Origin of the sequence: Bradyrhizobium sp. 956_D2_N1_4, assembly GCF_052076025.1 — a bacterium.
In the GTDB taxonomy this organism is placed as follows: Bacteria; Pseudomonadota; Alphaproteobacteria; order Rhizobiales; family Xanthobacteraceae; genus Bradyrhizobium; species Bradyrhizobium barranii.
The window spans coordinates 8,130,476-8,152,440 of record NZ_CP197237.1 but is presented as its reverse complement, the minus strand read 5'-3'; the positions used below and the strand labels follow the sequence as shown (position 1 = coordinate 8,152,440).

Sequence of the window (21,965 nt, the reverse complement as noted above, 5' to 3'; positions counted from 1 at the left end):
GGCGGGGTCAGACCGTGAAGATCGGCGCCGGCTCGGTCTCGTCCGGCAGCGCGAATTCGTCGACCAGTCGGCCAAGCCGGAGTGAGACTTCGAGATTGGCGCGCACCGCAGGCCTCCAAGCCTCCTCGACGGGCAGCGCCAGCGCTTTCGATACGGCGTCGATATAGTCGTCCAGCGGCTCGGCCATCACGCTCCCAAACAATCTCTCAGTGCACTCTTAGTGGACCTGCAACGGCGGATGCGGGATCGCCGTCAGCAGCTCCTTGGTATAGTCGTCCTGCGGATCGCTGAGGACCTTTTCGGAAGAGCCCTCTTCGACGATTCGACCTGTCCGCATGACAATGACACGATCGCACAACAAGCGCACTACGTTCAAATCATGCGAGACGAACAGATAACTCATACCTAAGCGCGCTTTCAGGTCCTGAAGCAGATTGAGGACCACGGCCTGGACCGAGACGTCCAGCGCCGCGGTCGGCTCGTCCAGGATGACGAGTTTTGGATGCAGCGCGATGGCGCGCGCGATGCCGACGCGGGCCTTCTGGCCGCCGGACAGCTGGTGCGGGAAGCGGTCGAGCAGATTGTGCGGCAGGCCGACCATGGTGGCGAGCTCCTCGCAGCGCGTTCGCAGCGCATCGCGGCCCCTGATGTCGCCGAGCTGCATGATGGGGTCGGCGATGGCGCGGGCGGCGGTGAAACGCGGGTTGAGGCTGTCGGTCGGGTCCTGGAACACCATCTGGATGCGGCTGCGCTGCGGCAGCCGGGCGAAGGAGGCAGGCGCCATGGCGCCGATGTCCTCGCCGTCGAACTGGATCAGGCCCGAGGTCTGGTCGAGCAGACGCATGACCATCATCGACGTGGTCGATTTGCCGCAGCCGGACTCACCGACCAGGCCGACGCTCTCGCCATGGCCGATGGAGAGGCTGATGCCGTCGACGGCGCGGAAGACGTCCGGTTCGACCGGAGGCTTGCGGCCGAACAGTTTTCCGAGTGTGGCCGTGGCGCCCTGGCGGGGATATTCCTTGACGAGCTTTTCGATGAGGAGGAGAGGCGTCTTCTCCCTCTCCCCGCTTGCGGGGAGAGGGTCGGGGTGAGAGGGACTCTCCGCGAGCACGGTGCTGGGAGAGCCCCCCTCACCCGCCGCACTTCGTGCGTCGGCCTCTCCCCGCGTGCGGGGAGAGGCGAAGGCAGCGGCCTCCTCCTCGGGCAACAGATCCCGCAGGCTCACACCGAGCCGCGGCGTCGCGCGCATCAGCTTCTTGGTGTAGGGGTGCTGCGGGTTGGCGAAGATATCGGCGGCTTTCGCGGTCTCGACGACGCGGCCCTTTTCCATCACGACGACGCGGTCGCAATAGGCAGCCGCAAGGCCGAGGTCGTGGGTGATCAGGATGGTGGACATCGCCTTGCGCTTGGTCAGCTCGACGATCAGATCCATCACCGCCTTCTGGGTGGTGACGTCGAGACCCGTCGTCGGCTCGTCCGCGATCAGGAGCTGCGGATTGCAGGCGAGCGCAAGCGCGATGACGACGCGCTGGCACATGCCGCCTGACAGTTCGAACGGATAGGCGTGGTAGCGCTCGCGCGGGCGGGCGATCTTGACCTGCTCCAGCGCCTCGATCGCCTTTTCTCCGTGGTCCGAAACCATCGCCTGCTGCACATGAGTACGCAGCACGTCCTCGATCTGGTCGCCGACTTTCCGGATCGGGTTGAGTGCCGCGCGCGGGTTCTGAAAAATCATCGAGACTTCGCGGCCGCGCAGATCGCGCATCTGGTCTTCGGTCGCGGCCTTCACGTCGATACCCGAAAACATCACCGAGCCTTCGGCGATCCGTCCGGCGCGATCGAGAATGCGCATCACCGCATAGGACGTCACCGACTTACCCGAGCCGGACTCGCCGACGATGGCGAGCGTCTCGCCCTTGGCCACGGAGATGTTGACGTGCTGGACGGCTTTGACGATGCCGCGGCGGGTGGTGAATTCGACCGTGAGATCCTGGACGTCGAGCAGGGGCTGGACGGTCATGAGGGCCTCCCGATCAAAAATGTCGAAAACAACCCCATGCACAGTAGAACGGGGTTGGAATCATTGGGGAATTTCGGCGGGAAATTTGCGTGTGAGGCGGGCACCGGCCTCTCGCTCCCTCCCCCCTTGCGGGGGAGGGTTGGGGAGAGGGGTGGCCCCGGGAGAGGTCGGAGTTCGTGGCTACCCCTCTCCCTGCCCCTCCCCCGCAAGGGGGGAGGGAATGAGAGAGCAGTGGCCACCTCACTTGTTAGCTTGGCGCTCCGCTGCTCGCACTCAAGGCCAACCATCATCACGTCCTCCGCTGGGGGTCGACGATGTCGCGGAGGCCGTCGCCGAGGAGGTTGAAGCAGAACACGGCGATCATCAGAGCAAGGCCGGGGAATAGCGCGATCCACCATTCGCCCGACACCATGAAGCCCGCGCCTTCCGCGACCATGATGCCCCATTCGGCGGTCGGCGGGCGGACGCCGAGGCCGATGAAGGAGAGGCCCGCGGCATTGAGGATCGCGTAGCCCATGGTTAGCGACATCTGCACGATCATGATCGGCATGATGTTCGGCAAGATGTGCACCAGCAGGATGCGGAATTCGCCGTTGCCGGACAGACGCGCGGCCTGCACGAAGCCGGCATTGCGGCGGACGTTGGCCTCGGCGCGCGCGACGCGGGCGTAGAGCGGGAAGTTCACGATGGCGGTGGCCAGAATGATGTTCTGCACGGTGTTGCCGAGGGCAGCGACGATGCCCATCGCCAGCACGAACAGCGGAAACGCCATGATGGTGTCGGCGATGCGGCCGACGATGCGGTCGGTCCAGCCGCCAAAGTAGCCCGCCGCGATACCGGCGAGGCCGCCCATCAGGAACACCAGCACGACGGAGGCGACGGCGATGAACGTATCGAGCCGCGTCGCCACGATGACGCGGCTGAAGATGTCGCGGCCGAGCTGGTCGGTGCCGAACCAGTGCGCCATCGACGGCGGCTTCAGCGCCGCGGCGGTATCGGAAGCGAGTGGATCATACGGCACCACATAGGGACCGAAGATCGCGGCAATGAGGATCACGATGAGCAGCGCGAAGGCAAAGCCCGTGACCTTGTTTTCGCCGAGAACATAGCGGGTCTGTTCGAGGATCGCGACGAGCCCCGAGGTCCGCGCAGGGCCGACGGGTTCAACAGCAGGCGCAACGGAGCTCATGATTTAGCCCTCCAACCTGACACGCGGATCGATCACGCCGTAGAGAATGTCGATCACGAGATTGAGCAGCACGTACATGACCGCCATGGTCAGCACGAAACCTTGCACCGGCGCGAAGTCGGACGAGATCAGCGCTTCCACCGCATAGGAGCCGATGCCGGGCCAGGCGAATACTTTTTCCACCAGCACGTTGGCCCCTAGCAGGAACGAGAACACCATGCTGAGCGTGGTGATCACGGGCAGCATCGCATTGCGAAACGCGTAGGTGACGATGACCGTTGTCGGCGACAGTCCGCTGGCGCGGGCCGTCCGCACGAACTCCGACGACAACACCGCCAGCATCGAGGCGCGCGTCATGCGCGCGATCGGCGCCAGCGAGAAGATCGCGAGCGTCGTCGCCGGCAGGATGAGCTGGCTCAGCGCCGAGCGGAACGCCTCGAAGTCGCGCGCGATCAGGGTGTCGATCAGATAGAAGCCGGTGATGGTTGGCGGCGCGCTGTAGAACACATCGAGGCGACCGAGCGGCGCCGGCGACCAGCCGAGCCGGAAATAGAAGACATAGACCAGCACGAGGCCGGTGAAGAACACGGGCAACGACACGCCGGCCGTCGTCGTGACGCGGCAGAGATGGTCGACCCATGATCCCGGCCGCGTCGCCGCCAGCACGCCGAGCGGAATGGCGATCACGACCGAAACGATGAGGCCGAGCAGCGTAAGCTCGGCCGAGGCCGGCAGGCGATTGCGGATTTCGGCTGCGACCGGCTGCCCCGTGGTGAGCGAGTTGCCGAAATCGCCATGGGCGAGGTCGTTGGTGTAGCGGAAGAACTGCTCGATCAGCGGCTTGTCGAGGCCGAGTTTCTTGCGGATCTGCTCGACGGCTTCCTTGGTCGCCGCGGGACCGGCGAAGTACGCCGCCGGGTCGCCCGGCAACGCGCGCGTCAACAGGAAGGTGACGATGACGACCCCGATCAGCGAGGGAATCGCGAACATCAGGCGCTTGCCGATCATGGTCAGCATGGGAGCGCTCTCCTTCTGCTTGGCAATTGTGAGCAGGCTTGCTCCGCTGCGTTCCCTCCCCCCTTGCGGGGGAGGGCTAGGGAGAGGGGTGGCCCCGGGAGAGGTCGGAGTTCGTGGCTACCCCTCTCCCCGACCCTCCCCCGCAAGGGGGGAGGGAGCGAGAGATTGGTGGCCATCTCATGCGATGACGAAACCGCATCGCGATCAGAGAGACAAACACATGCCGATGCGTCGCCGACGATCAGCATGACGGCTCACCCCTTCACCAGCGCGCGGTAATCCAGCCTCCGGTGGAACCAGTATTGGTAGCCGCTGATGTTCTTCTGCATCGCGACGTTGACGAAGGGCTGGTACAGCGGGATGCGCGGGATGTCGGTGAACGCGAGATCGACAAAGCCCTTCACGTCGGCATCGTAGGTCGCGGCGTCGCCGGTGGCGGCGGCCGTGCGCGCGCCGTCGATCAGCTTGTCCATCTCCGCCGACTTGTAGCTCATGGTGTTGAAGACGGAATTGTTGCCGTGATAGCACCAGTAGAAGAAGTACTCGGGGTAATCGAGCCAGCCCGAGAACACGTTGGTGAAGAGCGGCATCTCCTTCTTGTTCAACTCGGTGCGCCAGTTGGCGCCGGGCACCTTGTTGATGGTGGTCTTGATGCCGATCTGCGCGAGGCTCTCCTGCACCAGCACGCAGAGCGGCTCGTTGACGCCCGCGAAGTTGAGATCGAACGAGATCGTGGTCTCGAAGCCGTTGGCGAGGCCTGCCTCCGCCATCAGCGCTTTCGCCTTCTCGATGTCGGTGTTGTATTTGTGCGGCTGCGGCCAGGCGACTTCGGTCGGCTTGTCCTTGGGCGCGCCGAACATCGGGTTGGCGAGGCCGAACATCACCGCGTCCATGATCTTCTGATAGGGCAGCGCATAGGCAACCGCCTGGCGAATTTTTGGATTATCGAACGGCGGCTTGGTGACGTTCATGCCGATATACTGGATGCCGTTGGAGAACGGCAGCGACACGACGTTGAGCTTGCCGTTCGCCTTCATCTCCTGAAAATCCTTGTTGGGCAGCTCGTAGGAGATGTCGGCGTCGCCCCGCTCCAGCAGCGCGCGGCGGTTGCCGGCCTGCGGCACCATGCGCCAGATCACGCGCTTGATCTTCGGCAACGGACCGCAGACCCAATCCTCGTTGCGCTCCATGATGACTTCGGTGCCGGCGGTCCACTTCGTCACCTTGTAGGCGCCGGAGCCCGCGGTCTGCTGCTTGGTGAATTCGAGACCCCAGGGGTCCTTCTCACTGGCGTTCTTCTTCACCAGCTCGGAGTTGACGATGCAGGGCACGATGACCGCGAGATCGGGGATCGTCAGCTTGTCCTTCTTCAGGAAGTCGACGCGCACGGTGGTGTCGTCGATCACGACGAACTGCTCCGGCTTGGTCAGCGAGCCCGCGCTCATCTGGAAGGTTGGGAAGCCGCCGACGCTGACGGCGCGGTCAAGCGACCACTTCACGTCCTTGGCGGTGACGGGCGTGCCGTCGTGGAATTTGGCGTTCTTGCGCAGCTTGAAGGTGACCGACATGTCGTCGATCTTCATCTCCTCGGCGAGTTCGCCCTTGAACTTGTCGCGGTCGTAATAGGGCACGCCGCCAGGGCCGGCCTTCATCTCGTGGCTGATCAGGCGGTCGTAGCAATTCCACGACACTTCATAGCCGGGCACGTTGGTGCCGACGCCGTGGATGTCGAGATTGTTCGGGCCGCCTTCCGAGACGATCAGCAGCGTCTCCGAACGCGCATCGGCATAGGCGGTGGAGATGACCTGCGGCATCGCCGGAAGCGCCGCGCCTGCGGCCAATCCGGACACGGACTTGAGGAAATCGCGGCGCTTCATGGAAAATGCTCCAACGCAAAAGTTTCTGGTTGGAACAGGGATTCGCAAGGTTCGTGCCAGCGCTTAATGGGATCTTAATTTCCAGATAAAGCGTTGATTCCAATCGATATTTTTGTGATTTCGGCGGCTGATCGCCTTTTGGGCAAGCCGATCAATTGCATACAAAGATGCGATTCTGCTCCAAAAATAAGCTGAAAGATTGAGCGCTGCCGGATTGAGCAGGACGTCGCAGATGGCCTGGGCGGTTCAGCCCGACCAGATCAGATCCTGGAGTTCGACGAGATCGTTCGCCCTGTCCTGCCAACCCTCGATACAGACGTGGCTGTTGAGGTCGCTGGCGCGGTGCAGCAGCATCAGCGCCATCAGCCGGCGCTTCAGTGCGAAATCCAGCTTCGCATAGCCAAAGCCCTCGAGCAGGCTGCGCACCCTCCCCGGCCGGCCCGCCGCCATGAAGGCGCCGGGGCCGAGCAGATCGTAGTCGCGCCATCCCGTCAGCACGTCGCCGAAGTCGAACAGGCCCGCGAGCGACCATTGATCGTCATGACAAGCGAGCAGGAAGTTCTGAGGGATATATTCGCCGACCAGGATCACCGGCGGCGCATCCATCGGGATCAGGTTTGCAGCGTCACGCAGGAGATCGTCGAGGCCTTCGAGGAATTTCGGTGCAAGGCCGAGGCGCGAGTGCCGCGCCTTGCAGCCCCGCATCTGCGCGCACATGAACTCGTCCCAGTGCGGCTGGATTTGCGCGAGCGGTCCGAGCGGCGCGCGCTGCACGGCGGCGATGGTCTCGCCGATCTGGCGCAGCAGGCGTTCCTTCTGGTCTTCCGCAAGCTGCGGCCAGACCTCCGAGCCGAGCGTGCCGGCAAGGCGCGTCATGACGAGATAAGGCCAGCCATCACGCTCCCCTTCCGCGACGATCTCGGGGATCGGCAGATGAAGACGGCCGGCAAGCTGCATCAGCGATCCGCGCTCGGAGACGAACTGTGCGCGCAAGTGCGGCGGGAAGATTTTCAGGATCAGCTTGTCGCCGAGGCCGACGACGAGATTGGTGCCTGTTACGAACACATGCGGCGCGCTGACATCGAGACCGTGGCTGCGCGCGATGTCGAGCGCGATCGGCAGCCATCGAGACGAATCGGAGCGGAAGGCGCGAAAGGCTTCAGCGTCGGCGAATTGAGGAAGTGTCATCGACATCACGAGCTTAATCATTTGAGTCCGTCATGCCCGGGCTTGTCCCGGGCATCCACGTTCTTCGTGCTGCGGCCAAGGCGTGGATGGCCGGGACAAGCCCGGCCATGACGACGTGGAAGGGTCTCGCGCTCCAACCAACGCCAAGCTTCCCATCGCTAACGGTCCGGGCTGGCGCGCTCGAACTGGCGCAGCAGCTTGTTGCCGCGCTCGACCGCGGCATCGAGCGCTGCCTGCGCGCCCTTCTGGCCGGTAAAGGCCTGCTCCAGCTCGTCCTCGATTGCGCCGCGGATCAGCACGAAGGAGCCGAGCCGGATGCCCTTCGAGTTCTCCGTCGGCTGATGCAGCGTGATCTCCTCGAACGAGATCGCGGAGCCCGGATTGCGCTCGTAAAAGCCCTGCGCGCGCGTCAGCTCGAAGGCGGCGCGGGTGATCGGCAGATAACCGGTGTTCTGGTGCCAGGCCGCCTGCACGCCGGGCTGCGACAGATAGGCGAAGAACCGTGCCACGCCCTTGTATTCCGCGCGCGGGCGGTCGCGCAGCACCCACAGCGTGGCACCGCCGATAATCGAGTTCTGCGGCGCGTTCTTCACATCGGGCCAGTACGGCATCATGCCGTAGCCGATGTCGAACTTCGAATTCGCCTTGATGTCGGCCCGCGTCGCCGAGGAGCCGATGAAGATGCCGCATTCGCCCTTCTGGAAGCGCGGCTCGGCCGACTGCCCGCGGCCGCCGTAATCGAACACCTTGTCCTTCTGCCACTCGGCGAGCTGGGCGATGTGTTGCACGACGACCGGGTTGTTGATGGTCAGCTCGGCATCCAGCCCCGCAAAGCCATTGGTCCGCGTCGCGAGCGGCAGATTGTGGAAGGCGGAGAAATTCTCGATGTGGATCCAGGACGGCCAGGAGGTGGTGAAGCCGCACACAGCGCCGCGCTCGCGCAGGCGTTTTGCGGCAAGCCCAAGCTCGGGCCATGTCTTCGGCGGCGTCTCCGGATCGAGGCCCGCGTCGCGGAACATGGTCTTGTTGTAATAGAGGATCGGCGTCGAGGAATTGAACGGGAAGGACAACAGATTGCCGGCCGCATCGGTGTAATAGCCGGAGACTGCGGGAAGGTAATCGCCCAGCGAGAACGGCTCGTTCATGTCCCGCATCATGGTGAACACGGGATAGATCGCGCCCTTGGCCGCGGTCATGGTGGCGGTCGCGACCTCGTTGACCTGGACGATCGCCGGCTGGCTGCGCGAGCGGAAGGCGAAGATCGCCGCCGTCACGGTCTCGGTGTAGTTGCCCTTGTAAGCAGGCACGATGCGGTAATCGGATTGCGAGGCGTTGAAATCGGCGGCGAGCTTCTCGAGCTGCCGGCCGAGCTCGCCGGACATGGCGTGCCACAGCGCGATGTCGGTTGCGGCGCGCGCCTGAACAGGCATTGCGAGGACGATGAAAGCGGCGAGGATCCGCAAAAGACTCGATGCTGAAATCACGATGGCTCTTCCCGTGTCGCGCGGCAAAGGCGACCGTACCTGCTTAAGGCGCGGCATTTCCTGTTTCAACCGGGAATGAACGGCGGCCGCGCCGCACAATCGCTCCGCCGGGTGCGGCGGGATGGCCTTCCCTCAACCATCTGCTAGATTGCATTGAACCTTTTTGCTTCGCCATAGACTCCACCACTGAGGGGTTGAGTGTGCCAGTGCTGAACCGTGCCGAACTCTCGCGGACCGGGTTGATCTTCGTCGCGCTTCTGCTCGCGGTCTGCGCGACGAGCGCAGCTGCGCGCGAATTCCGCGCCGCCGACACCCAGGCCGAGGATTACCCGACCGTCCAGGCGCTGCGCTACATGGGCGCGCTGATTGCCGAGCGCACCGGCGGCCGGCATGAGATCAAGGTGTTCCATTCCCGTCAGCTCGGCGAAGAGAAGGAGACCATCGAGCAGACCAGGGTCGGCGCGATCGACCTCAACCGGACCAATGTGGCGCTGATCGGCAACTTCGTCCCGGCGATGAACGTGCTCGCCATGCCGTTCCTGTTCCGGTCCATCGAGCACATGCAGAAGGTGCTGGACGGGCCGATCGGCAGCGAGATCCTCGGCAGTTTCGAGCCCTACGGCTTCGTCGGGCTCGCCTTCTACGATTCCGGCGCGCGGTCGATCTACAACGGCGTCCGTCCGATACGGACTGTCGCCGACCTCAGGGGATTGCGGATCCGGGTGCAGCAGTCGGAGTTGATGAGCGAGATGATTCGCTCGCTCGGCGCCGAGCCGGTCGAGATGCCCTACGGGCAGGTGCTCACCGGGCTTGCCAACCATCTGATCGACGGCGCCGAAAACAACTGGCCATCTTTCGTGACGACAGACCATTACAAACATGCCGGCCACCTCGCGCTCACCGAACACACGATGAGCCCGGAAGTGCTGGTGATCTCGCTGAAGGCCTGGAAGAGCCTTTCGGCCGACGACCAGCAGCTATTCCGCGAAGCAGCGGCTCGCTCCAGCCGGTTCATGCGCGAGAAGTGGCGCGACCTCGAGGAGCAGTCGCAGCACAAGGCTGAAGCCGCCGGCATCACCGTCGCTAGGGATATCGACCGCAAGCCGTTCGAGGAGGCGATGGCTGCGATCTATGCCAAGGCGGGGCGCGATCCCGCCGCGGCCACGCTGATCGAACGCATTCGCAAGGTGGAGTGAGCCGCTTGGCCGCGCCTGGACCCAGCGAGCACGCAGACAGGCCGCCCGGCCCGCTCGGGCGGCTGCGCGCACGTTTGGTCGGGATGCTCCGCGCGGTGCCGATCCGCTGGCGCATCCTGTCGATCGCGGCGCTGAACTCGGCCGTGGTCGTGGTGCTGGTGGGGCTGATCTGGAACGGCACGCAGGTGCTGGGCTCGGCCTGGGGCGACGTCCGCCAGGTGCGCGAGTCCGATCGTATCCTGGCGCTGCTCGAGAGCGAGACCGGGCGCCTGCACAATCTGATCCACCGCTACATCAACCAGCCGAGCCCGGACCTGTTCGCCGAGATCCTGCTGCTGCGCGAGGCGGTGCTGGGCACGCTGACCGACCGTGCCGCCAAGGACCCGATGCTGTCAGGCTCGGTCGAGGAGCTGGAGCGCACCACCGACCGCTTCCTCAACGGCTTCGGCGAGCTGCGCAGCGTGCAGGCGACCATCGCCAAGACCTATGAGGAGCAGGTGCAGGGCCCGGCCAGGGACATGGCCGGTCTCTATTCCATCATCGAGGGCGCCACCGGCCATCGCGACGCGCTGATCTGGCCCTCGCTCGGCAAGTCGCGCGAGGCCTTCACCGCGATGCTGGTAGCCGCCAACTCCTACTATCTGTCGCTCTCGCCCGGTGCCGCTGACGATGCGCGCCGCAACACCGAGACGATCGAGAAGACCATTCCGGTCATGATCGATCTCGCCGACAACGACCTGCAGCGCATGGCGCTGCAACGGCTCGGGACCCGCACCATGGCGCTGCGCGAGGGTTTTGCAAAACTCTCCGAGCAGCTGACGAGCCGCACCGAATTGCTGCGCAACACCATCGACGCCAGCCAGGCCGAGGCGATCGGCGCCATCGACGATCTCTCCACCAAGATGCGCCAGCGCGAGCAGAAGGCGCAGGAGACGTTTGATCGCACCCTGGCCGATATCTCGCGGCGGGTGCTGTCGATCGCGGTGATCTTCCTCGGCATCATCCTCACCGCGGGCGTGCTGATCGCGCTGTCGATCCGCCTGCCGCTGCAGCAGATCATGACCGCGATGCGCGCGATCACGCTCGGCGACCTCGACCGCGAGGTGCAGGGCACCAAGGCACGCGACGAGGTCGGCGCCATGGCGCGCGCCGTCGAAGTGTTCCGCGAGAACGCGATCGCGAAACGCGAGACCGAGGACGAGCTGCGCGCGTCCAAGGAGAAGGCCGAGAGCGCGCTGCTCGAGCTCAACACCGCGCAGCAGAATTTGATCGACGCCGAACGGCTGGCGGCGCTCGGCGGCCTCGTCGCCGGCGTCGCGCACGAGGTCAACAACCCGATTGGCATCAGCCTGACCGTCGCTTCCAGCTTCGCCCGGCGCACCGAGATCTTCGAGGCCCAGCTCAAGGGCGACGGCGGCCTGCGCCGCTCGCAGCTGGAGGAGTTCGTGCAGTCCTCGCGCGATGCCTCGCAGCAGCTCGTCGCCAACCTCACCCGCGCCGGCGAGCTGATCCAGTCGTTCAAGCAGGTCGCGGTCGACCGCTCGCATGCCGAGCGGCGGCAGTTCTCACTCAGCGAAGCCACCGACCAGATCATCGCCAGCCTGCGTCCGGTCCTGAAGCGCTCGCCGATCACGCTCCAGGCCGACGTGCCCGAGGGGCTCCTGCTCGACGGCTATCCCGGCTCCTACGGCCAGATTCTGACCAACCTCTTCCTCAACGCCGCCAACCACGCCTTTGCCGACGGCCGCGCCGGCACGATCACGATCTCGGCGCGGCCGCGCGGGACCGACGACATCGAGATCATCTTCGCCGATGACGGGGCCGGCATGACCCCTGACGTGCAGCGCCAGGCCTTTGACCCATTCTTTACCACCCGGCGCAATGAAGGTGGTACGGGACTCGGCTTGCATATCGTCTATAACCTTGTCACCCAGCAGCTCGGCGGGCGCATGATGCTGGAATCCAAGCTGGGACAAGGCACTACTTTTCGCATTATCATGCCCCGGGTCGCCAAGGGCGGCGCGCAAAGCACAGAGACTGACGGGACTTCTCAATGGCCGAACAGGACGATGTCCTCCACCTGATCGACGATACCGGTACCGCACCGGAGGACCAGAACGCACGGAAGTGGAAGATCGCCGTCATCGACGACGATCCGGCCGTGCATGACGGCACCCGCTTCGCGCTGTCCGACTACAGCCTCAACGGCCAGGGGCTGGAGATCCTCTCCGCCCATTCCGCGGCGGAAGGTCGCAAGCTGATGGCCGCGCATGGCGATATCGCCGCCGTGCTGCTCGACGTCATCATGGAGACCGATGTCGCCGGCCTCGAGCTGGTCGAGTTCATCCGCAACGAGCTCAAGAACGAGACCGTACGTATCATCCTGCGCACCGGACAGCCCGGCCAGGCGCCGGAGCGGCGCGTGATCGTCCAGTACGACATCAACGACTACAAGGCCAAGACCGAGCTCACCGCCGACAAGCTGTTCACCTCGCTGACCGCGGCGCTGCGCTCCTATCAGCAGCTCGAGCGCATGGTGCAGACGCGGCGCGGGCTCGAGATCATCATCGACGCCGCCTCGACGCTGTACGACTTCAAGTCGATGCAGCGGCTCGCCGAGGGCGTGCTGACCCAGCTCGCCTCGCTGCTCAATGTCGATTGCGCCGGCATACTGGTGCTGCGCGACAATGGCGGCGTGGACCCCGAGCTCTCCGTGCTCGCCGGCAGCGGCTGCTACAGCCGCTTCATCGGCACGACCTCGTCGAAGGCGCTCGACCCCGATCTGCGGACGATGGTGGAAGCCGCGTTCCAGGGCCGCAAGAACGAATTCGCCGACCACCGCAGCGTGATCTATCTGCGGACCGGCTCCGGCCGCGAGGTGGTGGTGCTGCTGCAGGCCGAGCGCGAGCTGTCCGAGACCGACCGCTCGCTGGTCGAGATCTTCTCCAGCCGGCTCTCGATCGCCTTCGACAACGTCATCCTCTACCAGCAGCTCCAGGACGCCAACACGCAGCTCGAGGACCGCGTCGCCCAGCGCACCCGCGCGCTGATGCAGGCCAACCGCCGCCTCTCGGCGCAATGGCTGCGGCTGCAGCGCGCCAACGGCTTCAAGAACGAGATTTTGGGCACCGTCGCCCACGACCTCAAGAACCCGCTGGGCGTCATCCTCGGCCGCACCGAGATGCTGAAGGAGCTGATCTCGACCGGCGCCTCGTCCGACGGCGTGGTCGCCCAGGTCGATCACATCCGCGATGCGACGAAGCGCCTGACCACGATGGTCGATCATCTGATCTCGGACGCGATGGCCGATGCCTTCGACATCACCATCCGCCGCGAGCCGGTCGACGTCGCTGCGCTGGTGAAAGAGGTCGCCGATGCCAACCACCCGCTCGCGGTCAACAAGCAGCAGGCGATCAGCGTCACGGCGCCACCCAACATCGTCACCATGTGCGACACCGACCGCATCCGCGAGGCGATCGACAATCTGATCAGCAACGCCATCAAATACAGCCCGATCGGCGGCAAGATCATCGTCGCCGTCACCCATGAGGCCAGCGATACCGTCGTCCGCGTCAGCGACGAGGGCGCCGGCCTGTCGCCGGAGGATCTCGGCCGCCTGTTCGGCCGGTTCCAGCGGCTGTCGGCCAAACCGACCGCGGGCGAGAGCTCGACGGGGCTTGGGCTTTCCATCGTCAAGCGTATTATCGACATGCATGGCGGCGAGGTGACGGCCGAGAGCGACGGTCCCGGCAAGGGATCGACCTTCACCATCACCCTGCCCGCGACCGAGTTGCCGTGATTCGAGTACCGAGATCTGAGTGATATGACCCAAAGCCAGCACATCATGATCGTCGACGACGAGGCCCCGGCCCGGGAGATGGTCGGCGATTACCTCAAGATGCACGGCTTCACCGTGACGCTGTGCGACGGCGGCAAGAGCTTGCGCACCGCGATCGACGGCAGCATGCCGGACCTCGTCGTGCTCGACCTCAACATGCCCGAGGAAGACGGCCTCTCGATCATCCGCGACCTCAAGAGCCGCATCAACGTGCCCGTGATCATGCTGACGGCGACCGCGAGCCCGATCGACCGTGTCGTCGGTCTCGAGCTCGGCGCCGACGATTACGTGGCAAAGCCCTGCGAGCTGCGCGAGCTGATGGCGCGCATCCGCTCGGTGTTGCGGCGGAGCACGCCGGTGAAGGCGGCCGAGACCGCGCCCGCCAAATCGGACAAGGATCAACTGGTGCGCTTCGGCACCAAATGGCTCGACCTCGAAGCGCAGGCCTTGCGCGACGACGAAGGCAACGAGCATCCGCTCACCGCGTCCGAGTTCGGGCTGCTGAAGGTGTTTGCGGCCAATCCGAAGCGCGTGCTGTCGCGCGAACGCCTGCTCGAACTGGCCAATGCCCGCGACGCCGAAGCCTTCGACCGCGCCGTGGATCTGCGCATCATGCGCATCCGCCGCAAGATCGAACCCGACCCGACCAAGCCAGCCGTGATCCGCACCATCCGCGGCGGCGGCTATCTGTTCTCGCCCGCGGGCGAGAAGGCGTAAGTCGCGCGGCACCTACCGCTGTCGTCCCGGGCTCGCTTCGCGCCCCGGAATGACGGCATGGGTGGCGCGACCGAACGCAAAGCCCGGAATTTCGTTCCCGGCTGCCTCGGGCGCTCCCCAATCCCCACCCCCGTATTTTCCGTACATTGAAATTCCACGGCTTTTCACCCCGAATGTTTCGTCGCGGCCTGTCCGACGAAACAATTTGGCGGCGCACGAAACCATTTTTCGCTTTTCGTGCAGACGTCCCGAAACGTTCGCTGATTAACACTTTGGTCCAAGGAAACGCCGCTCGGTTGCGGCGCTACGGGGAGCTAAGTCAATGCCGAACGTCATCGCCATCAACGCCCAAGCCAGCCAGAGCATCATTGCCGCTCAGGCGACCTCGGACGACATGCTCCTGGAGAGCATTGCGGACGGCAACCGGACGTCCATGCACATCCTCTATTGCCGGCACAATGTGCGGGTTTATCGCTTCATCCTGCGCATCGTGCGTGACGCGACCACCGCGGAAGACCTCGTCAGCCAGGTGTTCCTCGACGTGTGGCGCACGGCAGGCCAGTTCCAGGGCCGCTCGCAGGTCTCGACCTGGCTGCTCTCGATCGCGCGCTTCAAGGCGCTGACCGCGATGCGCCAGCGCCGCTTCGAGGACATCGACCAGGACGACGTCCGCCAGATTCCTGACGATGCCGAGACGCCCGAGACCTCGCTCGACCGCAACGACACCAGCGCCATCCTGCGCGCCTGCGTGCAAAAACTGTCGCCCGCGCATCGCGAGATCATCAACCTAGTCTACTACCATGAGAAGTCGGTGGAGGAGGTCGGTCAGATCATCGGCATCCCGCAGAGCACGGTGAAGACCCGGATGTTCTATGCGCGCAAGCAACTGGCCGATTTGCTTAAGGGCGCCGGCGTCGACCGTTTCGCCGCCTAAGACCAAGGATTTCAATGGGATAAGACCGAACTTTCGGCCCTGTCCCCGGACACGGAAGTGTTACCGCCGACGAAATAATTGAAACAAAGCACAACATCAGGCGGAAAAACTTCCCTCCTATAAAGCTCACATACGGTTTCGTTAAACCTCCCAAGACTTCCAGCGACCCGGACGGGATGCCCCCCTCCGGGTCGTTTTGTGTTTGGGGGTGGCTGAGGCCCCGCTTCCCGCTGGCGTGAGGTAGGCACCGCTCTTTCATTCCCTCCCCCCTTGCGGGGGAGGGGCAGGGAGAGGGGTACCGCACGGGGACTCCCTCGATTTGTCGTGCGCGGCACGATCGAGGCTCGATAGACCTTTTCCGGGGCTACCCCTCTCCCCCGCCCTCCCCCGCAAGGGGGGAGGGAGCGCACCATCGCCGTGGCCAGCAGAGCGGCCGCGCGAGGCACCCGCCCCTCACGAACGTGTGACGCCACGTAACAACCCGCGCAGCCATCCCGAACTGCCCTCGTGACCTCCTTCACGAGTGCCCGATGCTCGAACTTGTCTTCGCCGTCCTTGCCGGCATCCTGACCATCGCCGCGCCCTGCACGCTGCCGATGCTGCCGATCCTGCTCGGCGCCTCGATCGGGCGGGTGGGGCACTTGCGGCCGGCGATGATCGCGCTCGGCTTCGTCGTCTCGTTCTCGGCGACCGCACTGCTGTTGGGTGCGATCACGCGGCTGTTCGACTTCGATCCGAACGTGCTGCGCGAGGCCGCGTCGATCCTGCTGCTCGGCTTCGGCCTGTTGATGCTGTGGCCGGCGCCGTTCGAATGGCTCTCGATCCGGCTCAACGGCTGGCTCGATCTCGGCAATTCCGGCGCCGTGCAGCGCGAGGGCGCGCTTGGCGGCCTTGTGCTCGGCACCACACTCGGCCTGGTCTGGACGCCCTGCGCCGGTCCCGTGCTCGGCTCGATCCTGACGCTGGTCGCGACGTCGAAGAACGCCGGCTGGGCCGGCGTGCTGTTGATCGCCTATGCCATCGGCGCAGCGATCCCGATGCTCGCGATCGCCTATGGCGGACAGGCCGCGACCACGCGCGTGCGCAGCCTCGCGCGGATCTCGCCGCGGCTGCAGCAGGGCTTTGGTGTCGTCGTGATCGCCTTCGCGGTCGCGGCCTATTTCCAGTACGACACGCTGATCGTGGCGTGGCTCACCGGATTCTATCCCACCGGCCAGATCGGCCTGTGATCATCCCTCATCTTCACCGGAGGACGCTTCCATGACTTTCAAATTGCTCGCCGTCTCCGCCGCACTGATCGGCATCGCCGTGACAGGCGCCGTCATCCCCGGCATCTGCGACGAGGCCGCGCGCGCCACCCCTGTCGTCACGGCTGCCGCAAGCCAGCAGGCTGCGCCCGACTTCACCGGCATCAATACCTGGTTCAACTCGAAACCCCTCAGCATCGCCGACCTCCGCGGCAAGGTCGTGCTGGTCGACTTCTGGACCTATGGCTGCGTCAACTGCGTCAACACGCTGCCGCACGTCACCGACCTCTATGCCAAGTACAAGGACAAGGGCCTCGTCGTGGTCGGCGTGCATACGCCGGAATTCCCGTTCCAGCGCTCCGCCGCCAATGTGCAGGCCGCGCTGAAGCGCCACGGCATCACCTATCCGGTGGCGCAGGATAATGATTCCAAGACCTGGAACGCCTACCAGAACCAGTATTGGCCGGCGCAATACATCATCGACCAGACCGGCAAGATCGTGTTCCAGCACGAGGGCGAGGGCCGCTACGACGAGATCGACCGCACCGTGGCAAAGCTGCTGAACGCCAACAGCTGAGGCCGGATCGCCGCTGCCGCCGTTGTTGCTTGACTCCACGGACCCGTCCGTGGAGTTTCCCGAGCGACGGAATCAGCGCCCGCAATGGATGACGCGACCACCAGCACCGACTTTCGCCTTCGCGAAGGCGCCTCGATCGCGCAGCGGCTGGTCATGTCCGGCTTTGCGGCCGCCGTGGCGCTGTGCTTCACGCCGGGCCTGTTCACGCACGACACGTTGGAGGTGATCGTCTCGGTGGCCGCGCTCCTCGTCGGAGCAGCGTTCGTCGTCGGCATCATGCTGGCGCCGGCGGTGGTGTGGATCATCACGCCGAACGAGATCCTGATCGGGCAACAGCGTCCGTTCGGAAAGCTCCGGACCAGGATCGTCGCGAAGGACGATATCAGGGGATTACAGGTTCCCGGCAGCAAGCGGGCGAAAGCCCGTTTCCAGCTGGCCTTCACGCTGGCCTCGGGGGAACGCCTGACGTCCCCGCCGATCTCCGACGTCACGCATGTTCGCGACACCGTGGCGCGGATCGCCGCACAGTTCGATGTCCCCGATGTCGAGTCACCCGTCAATCCGCTTGATGCGAGCAATCCCGAGATGCGTCTCGGCGAGCCGCTCGAGGCGTTTTCCGCGCGGGACATAAGGATCGTCGCACTGATCGCCGTCGCCTTGTCCGCCGTTCCCTACGCCTACAAGCTCTGGCGTGGATGGCCGCCCAGCCATGTCGACATCCTGCTGCTTCCGCTCGGCGCGATCGCCGCATTCGCCGTTTACAGATACGCCAACCTCGTGACCGGCGCGTTCTGGATCATCCGCGAGAGCGATATCCGCGTCGAACGCCTGTGGGGCGACGGCACGCCGCGCGCCGACCATATCGAGGGGCACGACGTGAAGACGATCACCGTCGACCGCCGCGGCCGGTCCGAGGACGAGCACTGCATCGTCACGATCCGATTGCGCTCGGGGCGACGCTTTCGCAGCCCACGAATCGGGTCGCGGATCGAGGCCCGCGCGGTGGGGACCGAAATCGTCCGGCGGCTCGGGATCGCGGCGGAGAATAACAAGATTTAGCTCTCCCCCGCTTGCGGCGTCGCGATCGCATTTGAAGGCGATCTGACAGAGTCGCCTGCGGCCATCCTTCGAGACGCCCGCCTACGGCGGGCCCTCAGGATGAGGACGGAGTGCGCGGCGACAATTTCGACGGGCTCCGATGCGTCTTAGCCTCATCCTGAGGAGACCGCGAAGCGGTCGTCTCGAAGGACGAGGCGCGCGCTCAGACCGCCGCTAGGAACTCCTGTGCGATCGTCCTCCCCGGCAAGCGGGGGAGGGAGCGCACCACCATTGCCGCGACAATCTAGGCTTTTCGCGCCATCCCCTGTTTGTGGCATTGCCCGGCCTCGTCAAAAAACCAAAGCATTCTCGTGACATACCAGCCGGGCGTGCCATGAACTTGCCACGAAGCTGCCCCTGAGTTCAGATGGTCCAAATGATTTACGCTGTGGCAGCGGGGAGAGCTTGAAATGACGGATTATCGTCGCCTGACCGGGGCGTTCATCGCGGCGCTGGGCCTGGTCCTGACCACCTCATACGCCTCCGCCCAACAGCCCGACCGCGGCGATGAGCCGGGGCTGGTCGCCGACGACGCCTATCAGCTCGAGCCGGAATGGCAGAAGCAGGTGGTCTACTTCCGCACCACCGAGACGCCGGGCACCATCATCATCTCGACCGCTGAGCGCCACCTCTACCTGGTGCAGCCGGGCGGGCGCGCGATCCGTTACGGCATCGGCGTCGGCCGCGACGGCTTCCAGTGGCAGGGGCTGGTGAACATCACAAACAAGAAGGAGTGGCCGGACTGGACGCCGCCGCCGGAGATGATCCAGCGACAGCCCTATCTGCCGCGCTTCATGGCCGGCGGCCCCGGCAATCCGCTCGGTGCCCGCGCCATGTATCTCGGCACCACCGTCTACCGCATCCACGGCACCAACCGTCCTGATACGATCGGCACCAAGGTATCCTCGGGCTGCTTCCGTCTCGTCAACCATGACGTCGCCGATCTCTACGATCGCGTCCCGGTTGGCACCAAGGTGGTCATCCGACAGAAGCCCGAACTCTGATCTTCCTCGCCTTAGCGAATAGTCCTTTTCCCGATTATTTCGAGAGAGCAACATGATGCGCACTTTTCGAGGCGGCCTGCTGATCGGGCTCGCCGTTGCCGTACTGGTCGGCGCCCTGGCGGTGATCTATGAGTTCTACGATACTCGCACCCTGAAGCGCACCGTTCGCCGCGGCGAGGTGCTGTGCGGCGTCAACAAGGGCCTGCCGGGCTTCTCGATCCCCGATGACAAGGGCAACTGGACCGGATTCGACGTCGATTTCTGTCGCGCGGTGGCAGCCGCCATCTTCAACGATCCCGGCAAGGCCAAGTTCGTTCCACTCGACGCCAGCGAGCGCTTCAAGGAATTGCAGAGCCGCAAGGTGGACATCCTCTCGCGCAACTCGACCTGGAGCATGGCGCGCGAGCTCGACTATGACCTCTATTTCCCGGCGGTGGCCTATTACGACGGCGCCGGCTTCATGCTGCCGCGTTCACGCAACAAGGAGACGTCGCTGGACCTGACCGGCAGCAAGGTCTGCGTGCAGGCTGGCACGACAACGCTGCTCAACGTCGCCGACTACTTCCGTGCCAACAACATGAAGTATGAAGAGGTGAAGTTCGACAAGTTGGATGACGTGGTGAAGGCCTACGACTCCGGCAAGTGCGACACGCTGAGCGCCGACGTCTCGCAGCTCTACGCGCTGCGGCTCAATCTCTCCAAGCCCGGCGACCATATGATCCTGCCGGACATGATCTCCAAGGAGCCGCTCGCACCCGTGGTGCGCCAGCGCGACGACGACTGGATGATGATCGTGAAGTGGACGCTCTACGCGATGATCAACGCCGAGGAGCTCGGCGTGAGCTCGGAGAACATCGACGAGGCGCTGAAGTCGAAGAAGCCGGAAGTGATGCGCCTGGTCGGCACCGAGGGCAATTACGGCGAGCAGCTCGGCCTCACCAAGGACTGGGTCGTCCGCATCATCCGTAACGTCGGCAATTACGGCGAGATGTACGAGCGCAACATCGGCGAGAAGTCCAAGCTGAAGATCCCGCGCGGCATGAACCAGCTATGGAATGCCGGCGGCGTGCAGTACGCGCCGCCGATGCGGTAATAGACTTCGGTTGCAGCCACGCTCTCAATCGTCATGCCCGGGCTAGTCCCGGGCATCTACGTTTTTGAGGCACCGCAAGAACGTGGATGGCCGGGACTAGCCCGGCCATGACGGAGCTTGGGGCAGGCGCTCTCCACACTCTCAACTGTCATCGCCCGGCTTGACCGGGCGATCCAGTATTCCGAGACGTCAATCGTATCCGGAGGGGCCGCGGCGTACTGGGTCGCCCGGTCAAGCCGGGCGACGACACCGCGTATGAGGCGCGCCCCTCGCGCCTCTCCTCAACTCAGCTCAATACCCCCGCGCCCTTGCCAGCTGCTCGGTGTGGTAGTTCGCGTCGCCGAACAGCTCCTCGCACACGCGCGCGCGCTTCATGAAGAAGCCGATGTCGAACTGGTCGGTCATGCCCATGCCGCCGTGCATCTGCACGCCCTCCTGCACCGCGCGCGTCGCGGTCGTGCCGGCGCGGGCTTTTGCCACTGCCACGGCCGAGGCGGCCTTGGCGACGTCGGTATCGAGTGCCTGGAGCGCCTTCATCGTGGCGGCGCGGGTGATCTCGATGTCGACATAGAGCTCGGCGGCGCGGTGCTGCAGCGCCTGGAATTCGCCGATCAGCTTGCCGAACTGCTTTCTGTTCTTGAGGTACTCGACGGTGCGGTTGAAGACTTCTTCGCTCAGGCCCACCATTTCGGCGGCGACCGCGCCGCGGCCGATGTCGAGCACGCTGTCGAGCAGCGCCGCGCCCTGATCGACCTCGCCGAGCACGCTATCGGCGTTGACCTCGACATTGGCAAGCTCGAACCGTGCCGCGTTGTGCGCATCGACCATGATGGTGCGCTCGATCGCAACGCCCTTGGCCTTGGGATTGACCAGGAACAGCGTCAGCCCTTCACGCTCGCCGGCGGCGCCAGCGGTGCGCGCCGCGACGATGAAGAGGTCCGCGACGTGGCCGTCGACGACCAGCGCCTTGGCGCCGGAGAGCTTGAAGCCGTTGCCGGCGCGCACCGCCTGGAGGCTGGTCTGAAGCGGGCGATGCTTGGCGCCTTCGTCGATCGCGAGCGTCGCGAGCAGCGAGCCGTTGGAAATTTTCGGCAAGAATTCCGACTTCTGCGCGGCATTGCCGCCGCGATTCAGTGCGGAGGCCGCCACCACGCTGGTGGCGAGGAACGGCGACGGCATCAAGGTGCGGCCGATCTCTTCCATCACGACGCCGGCCTCCATGAAGCCGAGACCGCTGCCGCCGAACTCTTCCGGCACCAGGAGGCCGGCAAAGCCCATCTCGGCGAAGGAATGCCACAGCTCCTTGGAGAAGCCGGTGGGATCCTTGGCGTCGCGCAAGGATCGCAGGTGCGACACCGGCGCCTTGTCGCTGATCAGCCCGCGCGCTGAGTCGCGGAGCATCGATTGTTCTTCGGTGAGGACGAGGGCCATGTGCGTGTTTCCCATTCGAAATCTACTTTTTGTTCGTCATTCCGGGATGGCC

General features: G+C 64.7%; 18 protein-coding genes. 10 read left to right on the top strand and 8 right to left on the bottom strand.

What is annotated here, in order from left to right; translation table 11 throughout:
- Positions 1-7 precede the first annotated feature (7 nt).
- The 7 genes from AB7535_RS38380 to ugpB form a co-directional block, all read right to left on the bottom strand.
- Positions 8-187, bottom strand: a complete 180-nt coding sequence (locus AB7535_RS38380; protein ID WP_028148078.1) for a DUF4089 domain-containing protein — start codon at positions 185-187, stop codon at positions 8-10.
- Positions 188-217: 30 nt separating this feature from the next.
- Positions 218-2,023 carry an ABC transporter ATP-binding protein gene (locus AB7535_RS38375; protein ID WP_354113882.1) on the bottom strand — a complete coding sequence of 602 codons (1,806 nt, stop codon included), beginning with the start codon at positions 2,021-2,023 and terminating at the stop codon, positions 218-220.
- 289 nt (positions 2,024-2,312) lie between these two features.
- Entirely contained in the window at positions 2,313-3,212 is a 900-nt protein-coding gene (locus AB7535_RS38370; protein WP_014491237.1) for an ABC transporter permease, read from the bottom strand.
- A gap of 3 nt (positions 3,213-3,215) precedes the next feature.
- Positions 3,216-4,229: an ABC transporter permease gene (locus tag AB7535_RS38365; protein ID WP_354113881.1), complete on the bottom strand. Its 1,014-nt coding sequence runs from the start codon at positions 4,227-4,229 to the stop codon at positions 3,216-3,218.
- Between the two features lie 254 nt (positions 4,230-4,483).
- Positions 4,484-6,106: an ABC transporter substrate-binding protein gene (locus AB7535_RS38360; RefSeq protein WP_439037557.1), complete on the bottom strand. Its 1,623-nt coding sequence runs from the start codon at positions 6,104-6,106 to the stop codon at positions 4,484-4,486.
- Between the two features lie 246 nt (positions 6,107-6,352).
- Positions 6,353-7,300, bottom strand: a complete 948-nt coding sequence (locus tag AB7535_RS38355) for an aminoglycoside phosphotransferase family protein (RefSeq protein ID WP_354113963.1) — start codon at positions 7,298-7,300, stop codon at positions 6,353-6,355.
- A gap of 152 nt (positions 7,301-7,452) precedes the next feature.
- Positions 7,453-8,835, bottom strand: coding sequence for a sn-glycerol-3-phosphate ABC transporter substrate-binding protein UgpB (ugpB, locus tag AB7535_RS38350; RefSeq protein ID WP_354113879.1), 1,383 nt, complete (start codon positions 8,833-8,835; stop codon positions 7,453-7,455).
- A gap of 143 nt (positions 8,836-8,978) precedes the next feature.
- Here ugpB and AB7535_RS38345 point away from each other — a divergent pair, with 143 nt between their 5' ends.
- The 10 genes from AB7535_RS38345 to AB7535_RS38300 all read left to right on the top strand — a co-directional run bounded on the left by AB7535_RS38345 (position 8,979) and on the right by AB7535_RS38300 (position 20,482).
- Positions 8,979-9,974, top strand: a complete 996-nt coding sequence (locus tag AB7535_RS38345; RefSeq protein WP_354113878.1) for a TRAP transporter substrate-binding protein — start codon at positions 8,979-8,981, stop codon at positions 9,972-9,974.
- 83 nt (positions 9,975-10,057) lie between these two features.
- Positions 10,058-12,058, top strand: a complete 2,001-nt coding sequence (locus AB7535_RS38340; RefSeq protein WP_223154137.1) for a sensor histidine kinase — start codon at positions 10,058-10,060, stop codon at positions 12,056-12,058.
- Complete coding sequence (locus AB7535_RS38335) at positions 12,028-13,773, top strand: ATP-binding response regulator (RefSeq protein WP_063979952.1); 1,746 nt, start codon at positions 12,028-12,030, stop codon at positions 13,771-13,773. Before AB7535_RS38340 ends, AB7535_RS38335 begins: the two co-directional genes overlap by 31 nt.
- A gap of 24 nt (positions 13,774-13,797) precedes the next feature.
- Positions 13,798-14,529, top strand: a complete 732-nt coding sequence (locus AB7535_RS38330) for a response regulator (RefSeq protein WP_028151984.1) — start codon at positions 13,798-13,800, stop codon at positions 14,527-14,529.
- 322 nt (positions 14,530-14,851) lie between these two features.
- Positions 14,852-15,463 (top strand): sigma-70 family RNA polymerase sigma factor, encoded by a 612-nt coding sequence (locus AB7535_RS38325; RefSeq protein ID WP_028151983.1) that lies wholly within the window; start codon positions 14,852-14,854, stop codon positions 15,461-15,463.
- 530 nt (positions 15,464-15,993) lie between these two features.
- The gene (locus tag AB7535_RS38320; protein ID WP_354113877.1) at positions 15,994-16,692 is read left to right on the top strand and encodes a cytochrome c biogenesis CcdA family protein; all 699 of its coding nucleotides are present in this window, start codon (positions 15,994-15,996) and stop codon (positions 16,690-16,692) included.
- A gap of 31 nt (positions 16,693-16,723) precedes the next feature.
- Positions 16,724-17,287 (top strand): redoxin domain-containing protein, encoded by a 564-nt coding sequence (locus AB7535_RS38315; protein WP_439037556.1) that lies wholly within the window; start codon positions 16,724-16,726, stop codon positions 17,285-17,287.
- Between the two features lie 84 nt (positions 17,288-17,371).
- On the top strand, positions 17,372-18,346 hold the full coding sequence (locus tag AB7535_RS38310) for a hypothetical protein (protein WP_354113875.1): 975 nt from the start codon (positions 17,372-17,374) through the stop codon (positions 18,344-18,346).
- 449 nt (positions 18,347-18,795) lie between these two features.
- Complete coding sequence (locus AB7535_RS38305; protein WP_028151979.1) at positions 18,796-19,389, top strand: L,D-transpeptidase; 594 nt, start codon at positions 18,796-18,798, stop codon at positions 19,387-19,389.
- Positions 19,390-19,444: 55 nt separating this feature from the next.
- Positions 19,445-20,482 carry an amino acid ABC transporter substrate-binding protein gene (locus AB7535_RS38300; RefSeq protein ID WP_063985936.1) on the top strand — a complete coding sequence of 346 codons (1,038 nt, stop codon included), beginning with the start codon at positions 19,445-19,447 and terminating at the stop codon, positions 20,480-20,482.
- A 291-nt stretch (positions 20,483-20,773) separates the two neighbouring features.
- Here the strand turns inward: AB7535_RS38300 and AB7535_RS38295 are convergent, their stop codons facing one another.
- Entirely contained in the window at positions 20,774-21,913 is a 1,140-nt protein-coding gene (locus tag AB7535_RS38295; RefSeq protein WP_354113874.1) for an acyl-CoA dehydrogenase family protein, read from the bottom strand.
- Positions 21,914-21,965: the final 52 nt, after the last annotated feature.

What these genes read in the sequence shown, in the direction of transcription:
- AB7535_RS38380 (WP_028148078.1), bottom strand. Translation starts at nt 187, where the DNA reads ATGGCCGAGCCGCTGGACGACTATATCGACGCCGTATCGAAAGCGCTG.
- AB7535_RS38375 (WP_354113882.1), bottom strand. Translation starts at nt 2,023, where the DNA reads ATGACCGTCCAGCCCCTGCTCGACGTCCAGGATCTCACGGTCGAATTC.
- AB7535_RS38370 (WP_014491237.1), bottom strand. Translation starts at nt 3,212, where the DNA reads ATGAGCTCCGTTGCGCCTGCTGTTGAACCCGTCGGCCCTGCGCGGACC.
- AB7535_RS38365 (WP_354113881.1), bottom strand. Translation starts at nt 4,229, where the DNA reads ATGCTGACCATGATCGGCAAGCGCCTGATGTTCGCGATTCCCTCGCTG.
- AB7535_RS38360 (WP_439037557.1), bottom strand. Translation starts at nt 6,106, where the DNA reads ATGAAGCGCCGCGATTTCCTCAAGTCCGTGTCCGGATTGGCCGCAGGC.
- AB7535_RS38355 (WP_354113963.1), bottom strand. Translation starts at nt 7,300, where the DNA reads ATGTCGATGACACTTCCTCAATTCGCCGACGCTGAAGCCTTTCGCGCC.
- ugpB (WP_354113879.1), bottom strand. Translation starts at nt 8,835, where the DNA reads ATGCCGCGCCTTAAGCAGGTACGGTCGCCTTTGCCGCGCGACACGGGA.
- AB7535_RS38340 (WP_223154137.1), top strand. Translation starts at nt 10,058, where the DNA reads ATGCTCCGCGCGGTGCCGATCCGCTGGCGCATCCTGTCGATCGCGGCG.
- AB7535_RS38335 (WP_063979952.1), top strand. Translation starts at nt 12,028, where the DNA reads ATGGCCGAACAGGACGATGTCCTCCACCTGATCGACGATACCGGTACC.
- AB7535_RS38330 (WP_028151984.1), top strand. Translation starts at nt 13,798, where the DNA reads ATGACCCAAAGCCAGCACATCATGATCGTCGACGACGAGGCCCCGGCC.
- AB7535_RS38325 (WP_028151983.1), top strand. Translation starts at nt 14,852, where the DNA reads ATGCCGAACGTCATCGCCATCAACGCCCAAGCCAGCCAGAGCATCATT.
- AB7535_RS38320 (WP_354113877.1), top strand. Translation starts at nt 15,994, where the DNA reads ATGCTCGAACTTGTCTTCGCCGTCCTTGCCGGCATCCTGACCATCGCC.
- AB7535_RS38315 (WP_439037556.1), top strand. Translation starts at nt 16,724, where the DNA reads ATGACTTTCAAATTGCTCGCCGTCTCCGCCGCACTGATCGGCATCGCC.
- AB7535_RS38310 (WP_354113875.1), top strand. Translation starts at nt 17,372, where the DNA reads ATGGATGACGCGACCACCAGCACCGACTTTCGCCTTCGCGAAGGCGCC.
- AB7535_RS38305 (WP_028151979.1), top strand. Translation starts at nt 18,796, where the DNA reads ATGACGGATTATCGTCGCCTGACCGGGGCGTTCATCGCGGCGCTGGGC.
- AB7535_RS38300 (WP_063985936.1), top strand. Translation starts at nt 19,445, where the DNA reads ATGCGCACTTTTCGAGGCGGCCTGCTGATCGGGCTCGCCGTTGCCGTA.
- AB7535_RS38295 (WP_354113874.1), bottom strand. Translation starts at nt 21,913, where the DNA reads ATGGCCCTCGTCCTCACCGAAGAACAATCGATGCTCCGCGACTCAGCG.